This is a genomic window from Pseudomonas sp. HLMP, assembly GCF_046365545.1.
GTDB classification, from domain to species: domain Bacteria; phylum Pseudomonadota; class Gammaproteobacteria; order Pseudomonadales; family Pseudomonadaceae; genus Aquipseudomonas; species Aquipseudomonas guariconensis_B.
In genome coordinates this window covers 2,584,695-2,601,762 of the sequence record NZ_JBDLLR010000001.1, presented here as the reverse complement: position 1 = coordinate 2,601,762, position 17,068 = coordinate 2,584,695, and the positions used below count along the sequence as shown (strand labels likewise).

14 protein-coding genes are annotated in these 17,068 nt (G+C 66.2%); 6 read left to right on the top strand and 8 right to left on the bottom strand.

Annotated features, from left to right (window positions below; genetic code table 11):
* Nucleotides 1–24 precede the first annotated feature (24 nt).
* The 3 genes from ABFA30_RS12135 to glpT all read left to right on the top strand — a co-directional run bounded on the left by ABFA30_RS12135 (nt 25) and on the right by glpT (nt 2,588).
* Nucleotides 25–408, top strand: a complete 384-nt coding sequence (locus tag ABFA30_RS12135; protein WP_225789162.1) for a RidA family protein — start codon at nt 25–27, stop codon at nt 406–408.
* Between the two features lie 201 nt (nt 409–609).
* A complete protein-coding gene (locus tag ABFA30_RS12130; RefSeq protein WP_225789161.1) occupies nt 610–990 on the top strand; it encodes a DUF2195 family protein in 381 nt (126 codons plus the stop codon).
* Between the two features lie 245 nt (nt 991–1,235).
* The gene (glpT, locus tag ABFA30_RS12125; protein WP_410045487.1) at nt 1,236–2,588 is read left to right on the top strand and encodes a glycerol-3-phosphate transporter; all 1,353 of its coding nucleotides are present in this window, start codon (nt 1,236–1,238) and stop codon (nt 2,586–2,588) included.
* 189 nt (nt 2,589–2,777) lie between these two features.
* Here glpT and quiC read toward each other — a convergent pair whose 3' ends face one another.
* The gene (gene quiC / locus ABFA30_RS12120) at nt 2,778–4,685 is read right to left on the bottom strand and encodes a 3-dehydroshikimate dehydratase QuiC (protein WP_410045486.1); all 1,908 of its coding nucleotides are present in this window, start codon (nt 4,683–4,685) and stop codon (nt 2,778–2,780) included.
* 499 nt (nt 4,686–5,184) lie between these two features.
* Between quiC and ABFA30_RS12115 the strand changes: the two genes are divergently transcribed.
* A complete protein-coding gene (locus ABFA30_RS12115; protein ID WP_225789158.1) occupies nt 5,185–6,558 on the top strand; it encodes an MFS transporter in 1,374 nt (457 codons plus the stop codon).
* A gap of 131 nt (nt 6,559–6,689) precedes the next feature.
* Here the strand turns inward: ABFA30_RS12115 and ABFA30_RS12110 are convergent, their stop codons facing one another.
* The 5 genes from ABFA30_RS12110 to ABFA30_RS12090 all read right to left on the bottom strand — a co-directional run bounded on the left by ABFA30_RS12110 (nt 6,690) and on the right by ABFA30_RS12090 (nt 13,033).
* Entirely contained in the window at nt 6,690–8,102 is a 1,413-nt protein-coding gene (locus tag ABFA30_RS12110; RefSeq protein ID WP_225789157.1) for a DOPA decarboxylase, read from the bottom strand.
* A gap of 173 nt (nt 8,103–8,275) precedes the next feature.
* A complete protein-coding gene (locus ABFA30_RS12105) occupies nt 8,276–9,220 on the bottom strand; it encodes a LysR family transcriptional regulator (RefSeq protein WP_225789156.1) in 945 nt (314 codons plus the stop codon).
* A 222-nt stretch (nt 9,221–9,442) separates the two neighbouring features.
* Nucleotides 9,443–10,147: a YebC/PmpR family DNA-binding transcriptional regulator gene (locus ABFA30_RS12100; RefSeq protein ID WP_225789155.1), complete on the bottom strand. Its 705-nt coding sequence runs from the start codon at nt 10,145–10,147 to the stop codon at nt 9,443–9,445.
* 163 nt (nt 10,148–10,310) lie between these two features.
* Nucleotides 10,311–11,702 (bottom strand): FAD-dependent oxidoreductase, encoded by a 1,392-nt coding sequence (locus ABFA30_RS12095; protein WP_225789154.1) that lies wholly within the window; start codon nt 11,700–11,702, stop codon nt 10,311–10,313.
* 14 nt (nt 11,703–11,716) lie between these two features.
* A complete protein-coding gene (locus ABFA30_RS12090; protein ID WP_410045485.1) occupies nt 11,717–13,033 on the bottom strand; it encodes an MFS transporter in 1,317 nt (438 codons plus the stop codon).
* A gap of 259 nt (nt 13,034–13,292) precedes the next feature.
* On the opposite strand from ABFA30_RS12090, the gene ABFA30_RS12085 reads away from it, so the two are divergent.
* Nucleotides 13,293–14,162: a LysR substrate-binding domain-containing protein gene (locus tag ABFA30_RS12085; protein WP_225789152.1), complete on the top strand. Its 870-nt coding sequence runs from the start codon at nt 13,293–13,295 to the stop codon at nt 14,160–14,162.
* A gap of 121 nt (nt 14,163–14,283) precedes the next feature.
* On the top strand, nt 14,284–14,655 hold the full coding sequence (locus tag ABFA30_RS12080; RefSeq protein WP_225789151.1) for a DUF2784 domain-containing protein: 372 nt from the start codon (nt 14,284–14,286) through the stop codon (nt 14,653–14,655).
* Here ABFA30_RS12080 and tam read toward each other — a convergent pair.
* Both tam and ABFA30_RS12070 read right to left on the bottom strand, forming a co-directional pair.
* Nucleotides 14,645–15,421: a trans-aconitate 2-methyltransferase gene (gene tam, locus ABFA30_RS12075; protein WP_253081738.1), complete on the bottom strand. Its 777-nt coding sequence runs from the start codon at nt 15,419–15,421 to the stop codon at nt 14,645–14,647. The two genes, ABFA30_RS12080 and tam, sit on opposite strands and share 11 nt — an antisense overlap.
* 157 nt (nt 15,422–15,578) lie before the next feature.
* Nucleotides 15,579–16,991 (bottom strand): amino acid permease, encoded by a 1,413-nt coding sequence (locus tag ABFA30_RS12070; protein WP_225789149.1) that lies wholly within the window; start codon nt 16,989–16,991, stop codon nt 15,579–15,581.
* Between the last annotated feature and the right edge of the window lie 77 nt (nt 16,992–17,068).

The window sequence follows — 17,068 nt, the reverse complement described above, 5'->3', positions numbered from 1 at the left end:
TCCCATCCCCCCAGGAACACACTCATGAAATACGCCATCAAGACCGACCTGTTCGCGTCCAAAGCCCCGCTGGAGTGGGCCGTCGTCGGCAACGGCACGCTCTACACCGCGCAGATCCCCATCGATGCCCAGGGTCAGGTGGTCGCCGGCGGCATCGAAGCCCAGGCGCGCCAGACGCTGGACAACCTGCGCCATACCCTCGAGGCTGCGGGCAGCTCGCTGGATGCCGTGACCCAGGTACTGATCTACGTCACCGACCGCAGTTACCTGGCAACGGTCAATGCCGTGTACGCGCAATACTTCCAAGCGCCCTTCCCCAACCGCGCCGCGGTCGTGGTGGCAGGGCTGGCACGCGAGGAAATGCTGGTGGAACTGGTGGTCTACGCCTGCCTGCCGTTGCAGGCGTGATGCCCTGACGACAATGCTGGAGCCGCTCATAAGCCCGGCGCTGCTCTACACTTCAGGGGGCGCTTTGCGCAGAGAACAGGGACTGAAAGGGCAACGCCCCCTGTGGGAGCGGCCTTGTGTCGCGAAAGGGCTGCGAAGCAGCCCAACAGCCCATTACTTCAGGACACCTTGAAGGACTGCCCCTTACACCGGAACACCACCATGGATGCCAGAGCCCTGCGCCTCGGCAGCCTATGCCTGGCCGCCCCGCTCGCTGGCGCCCTGGCTGGCGCGCCGACCCTCGACAATACCCTCTCCACCTGTCTCGCCGCTCACCTCGCCCCCCCGCGCACAGCGCAAGGGCAAGTACTACTGCCGCTCACCCTGGAAGCCAGACGCTCCACCGGCGAGTGTGGCTGCACTTCGGCACTGATCCGTTATCGCCTGCTGGCCACGGGGGCCGGCGCCACTTCGTTCATCCTCCAGGAAGGCCTGCTCGACAGTCGCCATGCAGGCGCCCGCACGCTGATGTTGGTGGCGGATGCCCGGTTGGCTGCTGGCCGGGAAATCGAAGTGACGCTGGGGTGCAGGGCGCCTGACTGAGCCCGAACCCAATCCAGTGGTGGAGTGAGGCACCCGTAATCGACTCGCCATGGGAGCCGGCTTGCCGGCGATGGCCGCGTAGCGGCCCAGAACAGCCAATATCGAAGACGCCCGCTGCCTCGGCAACGCCCTCCCCCGCCGAACATTCGAAATACAACACATCCGGACCTAAGCACGATATTGTTTTCCATATCGAAAACATGATATTCGTTTTCGCACACCAATAATAAAACCGGAGATACAGGATGTTCGCCCTCTTCCGTCCCGCCATGCATCGGGCGCCACTGCCCGCCGAGCACGTCGACACCACCTACCGCCGCCTGCGCTGGCAGATCTTCGCCGGCATCTTCATTGGCTATGCTGGCTACTACCTGCTGCGCAAGAACTTCTCCCTGGCCATGCCCTACCTGATCGAGGAGGAAGGCTACACGCGCGGCCAGCTCGGGGTGGCCATTTCCGCCGTGGCCATTGCCTACGGCCTGTCCAAGTTCCTCATGGGCCTGGTCTCGGACCGCTCCAACCCGCGCTACTTCCTGCCGTTCGGCCTGCTACTGTCGGCAGCGGTGATGTTCCTGTTCGGTTTCGCACATTGGGCCACGTCCAGCGTGACGGTCATGTTCGTGTTGCTGTTCATCAATGGCTGGGCCCAGGGCATGGGCTGGCCGGCGAGCGGGCGAACCATGGTGCACTGGTGGTCGCGCAAGGAGCGCGGCGGCGTGGTGTCGGTGTGGAACGTGGCGCACAACGTCGGCGGCGGCCTGATCGGCCCGCTGTTCCTGCTGGGCCTGGGCTGGACCAACGACTGGCACGCTGCGTTCTACGTGCCTGCGGCCGTGGCGGTACTGGTGGCGGTATTCGCCTTCGCCGCCATGCGCGACACGCCCCAGTCGGTCGGCCTGCCGCCGGTGGAGCAGTACAAGCACGATTACCCCGAAGGCTACGATGCCAGCCATGAACAGGAATTCAGCGCCAGGCGGATCTTCGTCGACTACGTGCTGCGCAATAAATTGCTGTGGTACATCGCCCTGGCCAACGTCTTCGTCTACCTGTTGCGCTATGGCGTGCTGGACTGGGCGCCGACTTACCTCAAGGAAGCCAAGCACTTCAGCGTCGACACCACGTCGTGGGCCTATTTCTTCTACGAGTGGGCCGGGATTCCCGGCACCCTGCTGTGCGGCTGGATGTCGGACCGGATCTTCCGTGGCAACCGCGGGCTGACCGGCATCGTGTTCATGGCGCTGGTCACCGTCGCCACCCTGGTCTACTGGCTCAATCCGCCGGGCAACCCGGGCATCGACATGGCTGCGCTCTTTGCCATTGGCTTCCTGATCTATGGGCCGGTCATGCTGGTGGGGCTGCAAGCGCTGGAGTTGGCACCGAAAAAAGCTGCTGGTACCGCAGCCGGTTTCACTGGGTTGTTCGGCTACCTCGGCGGCTCGGTCGCCGCCAGTGCGGCGATGGGCTACACCGTGGACCACTTTGGTTGGGACGGTGGGTTCGTGATGCTGGTGGCGGCGTGCTTGCTGGCCATTGCCTTTCTGCTACCGACGTTGCGGCATACCCAGGCGAGCAGCCGTACGCGCGAGGCATTGGCCTGAGGGCAACATGATGATCCTGGGGCTGCTTTGCAGCCCATCGCCGGCGGTGCTCACGAGTCTTGAGTCATGTAGAGGACGTTCCTGCAAGCCGCATCCTTTGTGGCCGACGCGCACCCTGTGGGAGCCGGCTTGCCGGCGATGGGGCGCGAAGCGGCCCCAAGTGACAAACCGCCTCACAGCACATGCCGATCACAACACCGGCTTGCGCCCCACGCCGCTGCGGGCCTTGGCCAGCGCTGCCAGGCGTACGGCGACGTTGGCCGCGCCATATCCGGCATACCCGCCCTTGCGCTGGAGGATCTCGAAGAAGAAACGCCCCTCGAATGGCTCGGTGTACACGTGGAACAGCTCGCCACCCTGGGCATCGCGGTCGTACAGCACGTTGTAGTAGGCCAGCTCGCTGAGGAACTCGTCGTCGAAGTCGAAGCGCGCCGCCAGGTCGTCGTAGTAGTTCAGCGGGATCTCCAGCAGCGGCACACCGGCCTCCTTGGCCCTGGCCACTTCGCGGAAGATGTCCTCGCATGCGAAGGCGATATGGTGCACGCCCGAGCCACCGTAGCTGGACAGCGCGTGGGCAATGGCGGTGTTACGGCTCTGCGAGATGTTCAGCGGCAGCCGCAGGCTGGCGCAGGGGCTACGCAAGGCGCGGCTCTTGACCAAACCGTAGGGGTCGGGCAGCACCACCTCGTCGTCGGCGGTGAAACCGAACAGGCTCTTGTAGAACAGCACCCAGCTGTCCAGCGATTCGGCCGGCAGGGCCAGGGCCATGTGGTCGATGCGCCGCAGCCCGCCGGTGGCAGCCGCCGTGGGAGCGAGGTGGAAGTCGCTGTCGTAGATGGTCTGGCCCGTGCCTGCGTGTTGCACCAGGTAGATCAGGCTGCCGTCCGGCGCACGTACCGCGGGGATCTCCCGCTCGTTCGGGCCCACCAGCCCGCGAAACGGCTGGCCACGGTAGGCGATGGCACGCTGCAGGGCCGCTTGCCCATCCTTGACCCGCAACGCTGTGGCGCACAGGGACGGGCCGTGGGCCTCGAAGAAGTTGTGGGCGAAGGAATAGGGCTCGGCGTTGAGCACGATGTTGATATCGCCCTGGCGTAGCAGGCGCACCGCCTTGCTACGATGCTGGCCGGCCACGGCGAAGCCCAGGCGCTCGAGCCAACTGCCCAGGCGCGCGCCGAGCGCCTCGTCGACGGCAAACTCGAGAAACTCCACGCCCTCGTAGGCACTGGCCGCCGGCGTATTGAACAGCACGCCCGGCTCCACGGCCTTCGCCTCCTGTTCAAGCCGCAGGCGGGTCTGCTCCTCCAGGTAGAGCAGCGAGCGCAGGCCATCGGCGGCATTCTGCCGGGGAGGGGCTGCGCGAAAACCGTCGTTGAAGATCTCCAGCGACAGCGGCCCGCGATAACCACTGGCGAGGATCGGCGCGAGAAAGCCCGCCAGGTCCATCTCGCCCTGCCCCGGGAAACAACGGAAATGCCGGCTCCACTCCAGTACGTCCATCGCCAGGATCGGCGCATCGGCCATCTGCACGAAGAAGATCTTGTCGCCGGGAATATCACGGATACCGCCAGGGTCGCCGTTGAGCGACAGGGTGTGGAAGCTGTCGAGGATCACCCCCAGGGCTGGATGGTCAGCCAGGCGCACCAGTTGCCACACCTGCTGCCAGGTATTGACGTGACGCCCCCAGGCCAGGGCTTCGTAGCCGATGCGCAGGCCGCGCTGGCCCGCGCGTTCGGCCAGCAGGCGCAGGTCATCCACCAGCACCTGCTCGTCGCCCAAGGCATCGGCCTGGACGTTGCTGCACACCAGCACCAAGTCGGTGCCCAGCTCCTGCATCAGGTCGAACTTGCGCTCGGCGCGGTCGAGGTTCTTCTGCAAGCGGTCGCGGCGGCAGCCCTCGAAATCGCGAAACGGCTGGAACAGGGTGATGGCGATGCCAAGATCGGCGCACATCTGGCGGATCTCACGGGGGCTGCCGGCGTAGTACAAAAGATCGTTCTCGAAGATCTCGACGCCGTCGAAACCGGCGGCGGCAATGGCTTCGAGCTTTTCCGGCAGGGTACCGCTCAAGGACACGGTGGCGATCGAACGCTGCATGGCTGAAGTTCCTTGTTATTGGAGCGCGGCCTTGGGCCTGCGCGGACGACAATGCCGAAAACCTGGGCAGGCTCCTGGCATGATCGATTATTGGCAGGTAAAGTCACCCCAGCAATTTATTTTGTACGGAACAGTTAGTTTTGTGTTCGATTATCGAACAAAAGCGGGTTGCACGAATTGATTCGGTGCCAAGCCGTGGGCAACCATGATTTCCAGCACAGGCCCACCTCCCCTGCCCCACGCTCGGCGGGCCCTGTGCCGAGAAGCCCAGCGTCACGACATAATAAGTTCAATAAAACGGGTACCGACCTATGCACATTTCCCTCGCCCTGCGCCCCGCCCCTGCTCGTTCGTCCTGTACAGGCGGGCTTGGCCTGCGACCGTTCGCCACCCGGCACTGACCCACTCCTGCAATCGCTCGTGCAGCGACGCTCGCCGGCCCGTAGAACGGCGCCCGACGTCCCCGCCCGGTGACCTACAAGAACAAACGGAGACAACGATGGCCCACTCCAGCTCCCAAGCCAAGAAAGCGACCGCCAGCGGGTGGATAGGCTCGGCACTCGAGTACTACGACTTCTTCATCTATGCCCAAGCCGCGGCGCTGATCTTCCCGCAGATCTTCTTCCCGTCCAGCGACCCGAAAATGGCTATCGTCGCCTCGCTGGCGACCTACGGCGTCGGCTACCTGGCGCGCCCGCTGGGCGCCTTCGTGCTCGGCCACTGGGGCGACACCCGCGGCCGCAAGAACGTGCTGCTGCTGTGCATGTTCCTGATGGGCCTGTCGACCATGGCCGTGGGCCTGCTGCCAACCTACGAGGACATCGGCTTCCTCGCCCCGGCCCTGTTGGTGGTATTGCGCCTGGTCCAGGGCTTCGCCGTGGCCGGCGAGATCTCCGGGGCCAGCTCGATGATCATGGAGCACGCACCGTTCGGGCGCCGTGGCTATTACGCCAGCTACACCCTGCAAGGCGTGCAGGCCGGCCAGGTGATGGCGGCGGCGGTGTTCCTGCCGCTGGCTTACTTCATGCCCAGCGAAGCGTTCAACGACTGGGGCTGGCGTATTCCGTTCCTGCTGAGTGCGCTGGTGCTGGTGGCCGGTTTCATCATCCGCAGGGAAGTCCATGAGACGCCGGCCTTCGTCCAGGAAGAGCAGCAAGACAAAGTGGCCAAGTCGCCGATCAGCGAAGCCTTCCGCCACAGCTGGAAGTGCATGGTGCTGGTGATGTTCATGTCGCTGATGAACGTGATCCCGGTGGTCGCCACCATCTTCGGCGCGGCCTACGCGGTGCAGCCGGCCTACGGCGTGGGCTTCGACAAGAGCGTGTACCTGTGGATCCCGGTGGTGGGCAATATCGTCGCGGTGCTGGTGATCCCCTTCGTCGGCAACCTGTCCGACAGGATCGGCCGTCGCCCGACCATGATCGCCGGCTGCCTGGGCTCGGGCCTGCTGGCGTTCGTCTACCTGTACGCCATCAGCATCCAGAGCGTGCCCCTGGCCTTCGTCACCTCGATCCTAATGTGGGGCATGGTCTACCAGGGCTACAACGCCGTGTTCCCCAGCTTCTATCCGGAGCTGTTCCAGACCCGCTACCGGGTATCGGCCATGGCCATCGCGCAGAACATCGGCACCATGCTCACGGCGATGCTGCCGGCGCTGTTCGCCACCGTCGCCCCGCCCGGTTCAGGCAACATCCCGCTGGTGGTCGGCGGCCTGGCGTTCTTCATCACCTGCCTGTGCGCCCTGGCGGCCTACATCGCGCCGGAGACCCATCGCCTGGCCATGGAAGACCTAGGCAACCCGCAGGCCAAGCCGATGGAGAAGGAAGCCTACGAGGCCAGCCGCAAGAGCAGCTTTCAGGCGATGAGCCACTGAGTTTCCCCGGGGCTGCGCTGCAGCCCATCGCCGGCAAGCCGGCTCCCTGGTTGGCGCCGCTCTCAGGCATGGCGCGGTCTGTGTGGGAGCGGGCTGGCCCGCGAAGGGGCGCGCAGCGGCCCCAGGCGCTGTCAAGCAGCGACGACAGCCTGCAACCGCTCCCACAACCGCTGCACATGCTCACGCTCGGTGGGCAGCGCCCCCACCGATACCCGTACCATCCAGCGCCCCTCCAGGGTCGCCGGGGTCACGTAGGCCTGCCCGGAGCCATTGAGCCTGTCGGCCCAGGCACGGGTATGGGCATCCAGCGCCTCGCCGTCCAGCCCTGCCGGGCGATGGCGGATGCACAGGGTCTGCAACTGCACCGGTGCCAGCAACTCCCACTGCGGTGCCGCCTCGACCTGCTCGGCCAGCCAACGGGCGTTGTCCAGGTCGCGGCGCAGGCGCTGTTGCAGGGCCTCGACACCTTCGCTGCGCAGCATGAACCACAGCTTCAGGGCACGGAAGCGGCGGCCCAGGGGGATGCCCCAGTCACGCAGGTTCTTGACCTCGCCATCGACCGCCGATTGCAGGTAGCTGGGGTTGGTGCTCATCACCCGGATCAGGTGCTGGGGATCGCGCACGTAGTAGATCGAGCAGTCGAACGCCACGCCCAGCCACTTGTGGGCATTGACCACCACCGAGTCGGCCTGCTCGATGCCGTCCCACATCCAGCGGCACTCGGGGAGGATCATCGCCGAGCCGGCCATGGCCGAGTCGACGTGCAGCCATAACCCGTGGGCCTGGGTGATGGCACCGATCGGGCCCAGCGGGTCGAGGGCCGTGGTGGTGGTGGTGCCGGTGGTGGCGACCACCGCGCAGGGTTGGTTGCCGGCGGCCAGGTCCTGTTCGATGGCGGCCTGCAACGCCTCGGGGCGCATGGCGAAGCGCTCGTCGGTGGGGATCAGGCGGATGTTGTCGCGGCCGAAGCCCGCCAGCAACGCGGCCTTGTCCACCGAGCTGTGGGCATGGGCGCTGACATAGACGACCAGCGGCTTGGCCTGGCCTTGTAGGCCGCCACGGACCAGGGCGTAGTCGCTGGCGCGCTCGCGGGCGCAGATCAGCGCCACCAGCGTGCTGGTCGAGGCCGTGTCCTGGATCACGCCGCTCCACTGCGCCGACAGGCCGAGCAACTGGCGCAGCCAGTCGAGGGTGGTTTCCTCCAGCTCGCTCAGGGCCGGGCTGGACTGCCAGGACAGGCCCAACACGCCAAGCCCGGTGCTGAGGAAATCGCCCAGCACCGACGACAGGGTGCCGTTGGATGGGAAATAGCCATAGAAATCCGGATGCTGCCAGTGGGACAGGCCCGGCATCAGCAGCGTGTCCACGTCGGCGAGGATCGTCTCGAACGGCTCGCCCTGCTGCGGCGCACCGGCCGGCAGGGCGGCCTTGAGGTAACCGGGCTCGACCTGGGCCATCACCGGACGCTCGGCGACGCCCTGGCGGTAGTCGGCGATCAGGTCGATCAGTTGGTGGCCATATTGGCGGAATTGTTCCGGGGTCACGGGCGGTCTCCTTGGCGAGCGGTCGGGGGGATGGCGGTGGTCGTTCGGGACGGTGGGTTGGGGCTTGCCGGCGATGGGCTGCAAAGCGGCCCCACTACTCTCGAACAACCCGCGCCACCTGGCCAGTCTAGGGACCGATCCGTCGCCGAAGAACCCCGCTTCGCGCATAGCTGCTATGGCGAAGGCGCATGCCCACCCTGCACGCCGAACTGCGACTGGCGCCACAGCTCGAATACCCGGTTGCGCAGCCAGCGGTGCTCGGCCGACGCTTGCAGGCGCTGGTGCCAGACCACCCAGTAGCGCTGGGTATGCTCGATGAAGCGCAGCGGCCGCCAGGCCAGCCGGTGCAGGCGGCAGAGCTGGCGGGCGATGTGCTCGGGCACGGTGGCCAGGGCCTGGCCGTTACCCAGTACCTGCACGGTGGCGGAGAAGAACGGCACTTCCAGGCCGATCCGCCGCTGCAGGCCCTGGGCGCGCAGGTGGCGGTCGATGAAGCTGTCCTTGTCGCCGCCGCCAGAGATGCGCACGTGCTTGAAGGCCAGGTAGTCGTCCTGGCTCAAGCCGTCACGGGCGGTCAGCGGGTGGTCGTGGCGCATCAGGCACACGGCCCGGTCCTCGCCGAGCAAGCGACCATGCAGGTTGGGTGGCGACTCGTCGAACAGCGTGGTGGCCAGGTCGATCTCGCCGCTGGCCAGCAGGGCATACTGGCCGGCCTGCCAGGTGCGGTACTCCAGGGACACGCCCGGCGCCTCGCGTTCCAGCGCTGCCACCAGCAGCGGCAGCATGTGCTCGGCTACATAGTCCGAGGCGGCCAGGCAGAAGCGCCGCTCGCAACGCGCCGGGTCGAAGGCTGCCGGCTGGCGCAGGGCCTGTAGCTCCTCCAAGACCTGGCGCAGGGGCTCGACCAAGGCTTCGGCATGCTCGCTGAGCACATAGCCGCGCCCCTGGCGCACCAGCAACGGGTCGTCGAAGGCCTCGCGCAGGTGAGCCAGTTGGCGGCTCAGGGCTGACTGGCTACAGCCCAGGCGCTCGGCGGCGTGGCTGAGGTTCTTCAACTGCAGGAGGCAGTCGAGGCTGCGCAGATGGGCGAGGCTGAGGGAGGCGAAGGTCGGGTTCATCGGTCGGTTCCAGGGCCCTGGCGAGGGCTACGCCCTCGATCGCGGGCAAGCCCGCTCCCACAGGGATCGCGTTGACCACACAGGATGCGGTTCGCAGGGCCATGTGGGACCAACTGTCCGCTCCCACAGGGCCGAGTCGACCACAAATGATGCGGTTGGCAGGGCCCCTGTGGGAGCGGGCTTGCCCGCGAATGGGGCGCAAGGCGCCCCCAATGGCACAGATCAGTCAGTCAGGCCGACATAGACGTTCTGCACGTCATCGTGGTTGTCGATCGCTTCGAGGAACGCCTCGACCTCGGCCAGGGCCTCGGCACTCAGGCTGGCGGCGCTCACCGGGTTCTTCGGGGTATAGCCGATCTTCGCCGAGGTGACGGTGAAGCCATGCTCCGGCAGGGCCTTCTGCACCGCATCCAGGTCGGTGGTATCGGTGATGAACAGGGTCGAGCCCTCTTCCTCGCCTTCCTCGAAGTCCTGGGCGCCGGCTTCGATGGCCGCCAGCTCAGGGTCGGCGTCGCCGTTCGGGGTGGCCTCGATCAGGCCGACGTGGTTGAAGTCCCAGGCCACGGCGCTGCCCAATTGGCCCTTGCGAAACAGCACACGGATCTCGGCGACGGTGCGGTTGACGTTGTCGGTCAGGCACTCGACGATCAGCGGCACCTGGTGCGGGGCGTAGCCTTCGTAGGTGACCGCGTTGTACTGCACCGACTCGCCATCCAGGCCGGCGCCCTTCTTGATCGCGCGCTCCAGGGTCTCGCGGGTCATCGAGGCTTTCTTGGCTTGCTCGATCGCCAGGCGCAGGCGCGGGTTCATGTCCGGATCGGCGCCGGACTTGGCGGCGATCTGAATTTCCTTGGCCAGCTTGCCCATGATCTTGCCCTTGGCATTGGCTGCGGCTTCTTTATGTTTGGCTTTCCACTGTGCGCCCATGTCGACTCTCTTTGTTCCAGCGGCCGGTTCAGGAAGCGACCGGCCAAAAGTGGGAGCAGTTTATACGCCCTCGCCCACCTGATCGACAAGAAATCTCATGCAGCACGGCCGCTGGAAATGGCCTTGCACCCGCGCAAGGGCCGCCGCGCGGCCCTCCCGGCCATCAGGCCTTGTCGGCCTTGCCCGCCGCCGCGGCGAAACGTGCCAGGCGCACATCCAGGCGGCGCGGGCGCACGCCGCGGTCCTCGGCGCGCTCCTTGCGGCGGATGGCGTTGCGCACCATCAGCGAGCCCAGGTAGCGGATCGGCTCCGGCGGGAATTGCCCCAGCGGGCCCTTGACCAGCGGCGAGCGGGTCCAGGGGTTGTCCAGGCCCAGCACCAGCGACGAGAGGATCTGCCCACCCATGTGGCAGGGCCCGACACCACTGCCCGAGTAGCCGAAGCCATAGAACACGTTGCCCTGCCCATCCAGCCGGCCAAAGAACGGCAAGCCGGTCACCGAGCGGTCCGAGGGGCCGTTCCAGCTGGCCGCCAGCGGCACCTGCGCCAGGGTCGGGAAAAACTCGCCGAGGCTTTCACGCAACAGTGGCTGGTACGGCGACGGCTGGTCGAACACCGGCAGCATACGCCCACCATAAGCGAAGGTATTGCCGCCCTTGCCGAGCATCAGCCGACCGTCGCTGGTGTTGTGGTAGTAATGCACGAAGATGCGCGAATCGAGGACGCTGATGCCGCTGTCCAGGCCGATCTCGCGCAGCAGTTCCGGGCAGGGCTCGGTGATCACCATGTCGCTGGAAACGATCGCCACGCTGCGCTCGAACTGGGGAAAGGCCCGCGCCATCCAGGCATTGAGGCCGAGCACCACCCGGTCGGCACGGACGGTCCCGCCCCGGGTGCGCACCTGCACCGGCGCCCCATGCTCCAGGCCCGTCATCGCCGTGCCCTCGTGGATGCGCACGCCCCGCTGCAAGGCCACCCGGCGCAGGCCGCGCACCAGGCGCCCCGGCTGCACGGTGGCGGCGGCCGGCGAGTACCAGCCTTCCAGGTGGCGGGCGGAGCCGGCCAGGCGCTGCACCTGCTCCAGCGCCAGGCGCTGGAACGAATTGATGCCCCTCTGCTCCAGCGCGGCGATCACCGCATCGGTGCCACCGACCTGGGCGGCGTTGGTGGCGGTGTACAGGGTGCCGTCCATGCGGTAGTCGCAGTGGATGCCGTTGGCCGCGCAGAACTCGCCGATGGCGCCGATGCTGCGCTCCGACTCGCGCACCAGGCGCACGGCCTCCGCCATGCCGAACAAGCGCTCGAGGGTGAAGTACTTGGCCGACCATGACAGCGCGCAACCACCGTTGCGCCCGCTGGCGCCGGCACCGCAGATGTCCGCCTCGATCAACAGCACATCCAGCGCCGGCGCCTGCTCCTTGAGCATCAGCGCGGTCCACAGCCCGGTGTAGCCGCCGCCGACGATGCACACGTCGCAGCGCACGTCGGCATCCAGCGGCGGGCATACCGCCTCGTCTTCCTGGTCCAGGGCCTGTTGCAGCCAAAAGGGTCTCATCTGCTCACTTTCCTTTAGGTACGGGCCGGCTTGATCGCCATGCCGGTATTGGGTGCCACGTCGTTGGCCTGCACGGCGCTGGCCGGGCGGCTGTTCCAGTGCGGCAGCAGGACCAGGGCGGAGAACAGCGCGGTGCCGGAGAAAATGATGAACACCGTGACGCTGTCGAAATACCCCGGCAGCAGGCCACCGAGCACCGCTCCCACCGAGCCGCAACCATTGACGAAGCCCGCCGCGGTGGCGCCGGCCTTGGCCGTGCCGAAGTCGATCGCCGCAGCGCCGCTGATCATTGAGTCCGGGCCGTACAGGGTCAGGCCCATGACGAACAGCAAGGCCACCACCAGGATCACGCTGCCGCTGTGCATCGCCGCCATGAACGCCGCCAGGGTGGCGGTCAGCAGCACCAGGCTGATCACGCAGGCGGGCATGCGCCGGGCGCCGAACAGCTTGTCCGAGGCCAGGCCGATGATGATCGGCCCGAGCAGCCCGGCCAGCTCGAAGGCGGTGGGAATGATGGCCGCGCCGACCTTGCCCACCGAGGGCATTTGTTCGAAGACGATCACCGGGCCCCAGAGCAGGATGGCGTAGCGCGCAGGCTTGAGCATGAAATAGGCCAGGCCCAGGGTCAGCACCGTGCGGTTGCTGAGGATCTCCCGCAGCGGCGCCCAGACACTGCACAGGTTCGCCGCCGGCGCCATGCTCTGCGGCTCCGGCTCCACCGCCGGCAGGCCGACATCCTCGGGCTTGTTGCGCTGCAGGATGAAGAACAGCACCGCCACCCCGGCCACCACCGCGGCACTGGAGAAGAATGCCGCGTGCCAGCTACCCACCAGGGTGTAGGCCCACCAGCCGGCGAAGGGCGAGGCCACCAGGCCGCCGAAGGCGTAGCACGAGCTCCACAGGCCCAGCACCCGGCCACGCTGGACGGCCGGGAAGAAACTGCCGATGTTCTTGCACAACCCCGCCCAGCCGGTGGACTGCGCCAGCCCCTGGACCAGCATGCACGTGGCGAAGATCGGGAAGGTCGCATAGCTGCCCATCACCACGGCCGCCGCCGCCGAGATCAGCAGCCCGCCGAGCACCACCACGCGCGGGCCGAAGCGGTCGGCGAGCATCCCCCAGGTGAACTGGCCCACCGCGTAGGCGGCCAGGTAGATGGCGTCGAGGTTGGCCATGGCGGCCTTGTCGAGCATGAAATCGGGGTCTTCACCAATGCCCAGCTTGGCGACGGAAAACGCCTTGCGGGTGAAGTAGAAGGCAGCATACGCCAGCCAGGTGATCGCGAAGATCTGGATGCGCCAACGCTTGATGGCGGCTAGGGATTGATTCATTTGACTCTGACCTCTTGCTCAAGTGTGCCGGCAGAATGTGAAGAAACGCCTGTCTTGTTGTTGTGTTGCGCACTGCATGACGGAGGGCCGTCATCTGGTCAGATGGCACCGCGGGTCTGGCGTGACCGGGGCGGCGCCATGGCCGCTGGCAGCCTGTAAAGGGCCACCGGGCTGGTCGTTATGGAACCAGTTGATGACTGATAAATAAAATCGATTTATCGTATTTCACACATAAGCCCAACTTGTTACCGGAGCGCTCATGTCGGTCTCACACGCTCAACTCAAGGCGTTTCACGCCGTCGCCGAACACGGCAGCTTCACCCGCGCCGCCGATAAACTGTTTCTCACCCAACCAGCGGTTTCCGACCAGGTACGCAAGCTCGAAGAGCGCTTCGGCGTGCTGCTGTTCCACCGCAACAAACGCTCGGTACGGCTGACCGACCTGGGCGAGCGCCTGCTGGGCATCACCCAGCGCCTGTTCGCCTGCGAAACCGAGGCTGTCGAACTGCTGCAGGACTCCCGTGCCCTGCACACCGGCAGCCTGGTGCTGGCGGTGGACGCGCCGGTGCACGTGCTGCCGCAGATCGCCCGTTTCTGCCAGCGCTACCCTGGCATCCAGGTGAAGATCGAGACCGGCAACACCGACGAGTCCCTGGCCCGGCTGTTCAGCTACCAGGCCGACCTGGCCCTGCTCGGCCGTGATGTCGACGATGAGCGGCTCTACTGCGTGCCCATGCGTCGCGACCCGATGGTGGCCTTCGTGTCCCATGACCATCCTTGGGCCAGCCGTGGCTCGATCAGCCTGGCCGACCTGGACGACACGCCGCTGGTGCTGCGCGAACCCGGCTCGGTGACGCGCCAGACCCTCGAGGAAGAGATGCAACGTGCGGGCCTGCGTATCCGTCCGGCGATCCAGGTCGAAGGCCGCGAGGCGGCGCGTGAGGCGGTGGTGGTGGGGATCGGCGTGGGGGTGGTGTCGGCGGCGGAGTTCGGCGCCGATGCGCGCGTCTGTGCATTGCCGATCGTCGATTGCCAGCGGCATTTGACCGAGACGCTGGTGTGCCTGAGCGAACAGCGCACACGGCGGGTGGTCGCGACGTTCCTGCAGATGGTGCAGGAAGGGCTTTGAGAACACACAGGCCAGGTATTGGCTGGAAGTTACCCGCACAGTGGTGGAGGCAGGCGCAACAACCAACCAAGCCATACCCACCCGCCTATGCTCAGATGACTGCCCCCTGCGAAGGTCCGCCATGTTCTACCGCCTGGCCGCCGACGCCCTGGTCCTGCTGCACCTGGCCTTCATCCTGCTGGTGCTGTTCGGCGGCCTGTGGGTGCTCCGGTGGCGCCCCGCCCTGCTCATCCACCTGCCCGCCCTGGCCTGGGGCCTGGCGGTGGAGTGCCTGCACCTGGAATGCCCACTGACCGACTGGGAGAACCATATGCGCGCTGCCGCTGGCGTGGCCGGCTACCAGGGCGGCTTCATCGAGCACTACATCTGGCCGCTGATCTACCCGCCCGGGCTGACGCCACAGGTCCAGGTGCTGCTGGGCCTGTTCGTGTTGCTGCTCAACCTCGGCGTGTATGGCTACGTGCTCTGGCGCTGGCGGCGTACTAGCGCGTAGCGACCACGAACAAACGCGGAAACGGCAACAGCACCTTGCCGTCGCTGGCCGGCGGATAGTCATGCTGCATCGCCTGCAGGTACAGCTGCAGAAAGTCCGCCTGCTCCCGCTCGTCCAGGCGCGCCAGGTACGGGCGCAGCGCCGAGCCCTTGAACCACTCCACCACCGCCTCGGCGCCACCGGCCAAGGGGTGGTGATAGGTGGTGCGCCATACATCCACGCGGGTGCACAGCGGGCTGAGCAGGTCGTAGTAGAACGCCGCGTTGTGCCGGGGCGGCAACGAGATGTCGGCGAACCTGGCCGCCCAGGGCCCCTGGCTGGCGATTTCGCGCAACTGCCGGTGGGCGGGCTCGTCGAGGTTGTCCGGGGTCTGCACCGCCAGGCTGCCACCCTCGCTCAACTGGCGGACCAGGTGCGGATAGAGGGCGCCGTGGTCTGCGACCCATTGCAGCGAGGCGTTGGCCAGGATCAGGTCCTGGGGCTCGGCGGCCGACCAACCGGCAATCTCGGCGATCTCGCAGCGCACCTGGGGCACGCACAGGCGCCGCCGCTGGCGAGCCTTGTCGATCATGTCCGGGTCGCTGTCCAGAGCGACGACCAGGGCATCGGGATGGTGCTGGCGCAGCACTTCGGTGGAATTGCCCGGGCCGCAGCCCAGGTCCGTGGCATGGCGCACCGGCCGCGGCGGTACCGCCGCCAGCAGGTCGCGCACCGCGCGGGTACGTTCGTCTTCGAAAAGTGAATACTGGGTGGCGGACCAAGCCATGGCGGGTTCCTTCGGCAGGCTGAATGTCTGGAGGCCAGTGTGGCGGATGCCTGTACTCGCAATCGAGCACAGGCATCCGCCACACTGGCCTCCAGCATAAGCCATCTGCAGCCGCATGGCCGGCCCAGCGAGGGCTCGGTCATGCGGGAAGGCAACCTCAGTGCTGCCGGGAGGTGCGCAGTTGGTGGACCACGCCCATCGCCACCACGATGGCTGCGGCGATGCCGGTGGAGATCACCAGGATCTGGTAGTCAGGCATGAACGCCATGACCACCAGGCAGACGATGATGAAGGCGATCACCAGGTAGGTCAGCCAGGGGAACAGCCACATCTTCAGGCGCACTTCCTTGCCTTCGGCCACCAGCTTGCGACGCATGCGCAGCTGCGAGAAAGCGATCACCAGGTACACCAGCAGGGCGATCATGCCGGTGGTGTTCATCAGGGTCTCCAGCACGTCCTTCGGGCGCAGGGTCTCACTGAAGTTGATCAGGGCGCAGAAGATGGCCACGGCGCACGACCCCATGATCGCGTACACCGGCACGCCGGTACCGGCACGTGTGATCTTGAAGAACGACGGCGCGTCGCCACGCTGGGACAGCGAGAACAGCATGCGCGAGGCGGTGTAGTGGCCGGAGATCAGGCAACTGCTCACCGAGGTCAGCACCACGAAGTTCATCAGCAGCTCGGCATACGGCACGCCCAGCAGCTCCAGGGTGCGGCGGTAGGCGCCATAGCCGGACTCGCCCAGGTGCGGGTCGTTCCACGGCACCAGGCAGACGATCAGGAAGATCGAGCCCACGTAGAACAGGCACACACGCCATACCACGGAGTTGGTGGCCTTGACGATCTGGGTGGACGGGTCCTTGGATTCGGACGCGGCGATGGTGACGATCTCGGCGCCGAGGAAGGCGAACATCACCCCGAGCAGCGCACCGATCACCGTGGTGAGGCCGTTGGGCATGAAGCCTTCGCTGGTCAAGTGGCTGATGCCACGCACCTCGCCGAACTGCCAGATGTTGAACACGGCCGCGGTGCAGACGATCAGGAAGCAGACGATGGCCACCACCTTGATCAAGGCGAACCAGAACTCGAACTCACCGTAGTGCTTGACGTTGAAGAAGTTGACCGTGATCAGCACACAGGTGGTGGCCAGCACGAACACGTTGACGCTGATACCAGGGAACCAGCCATGCAGGATCTTGCCCGCCACGTAGGCTTCCCAGGCCATGAGGATGACCCAGTACCACCAGTACAGCCAACCGATGGTGAAACCGGCCCAGCGGCCGATGGCGCGGTCGGCGTAGGTGGAGAACGAGCCGGTGTCCGGCGAGGAGGTCGCCATCTCGCCGAGCATGCGCATGATCAACACCACCAGGATGCCGCCGGCGAGATAGGCGAGGACCGCGGCGGGGCCTGCGCTGTGGATCACGCTGCCGGAACCGACGAACAAGGCGCCGCCGATGACCCCAGCGATCGACATCATCGTCAGGTGGCGCGACTTGAGCGAAGCACTGAGTTTGCTCTCGTGCTCCCCTTTCGCGGCCGTGGTGGATAGGGATGTTGCGTCCATCAGTTGTGTACCCCGTGCTTCTTTTTATCCAAGGAAAAACTGTGAAACCCCGATGGCTATCGGTCTCACCTGTACAT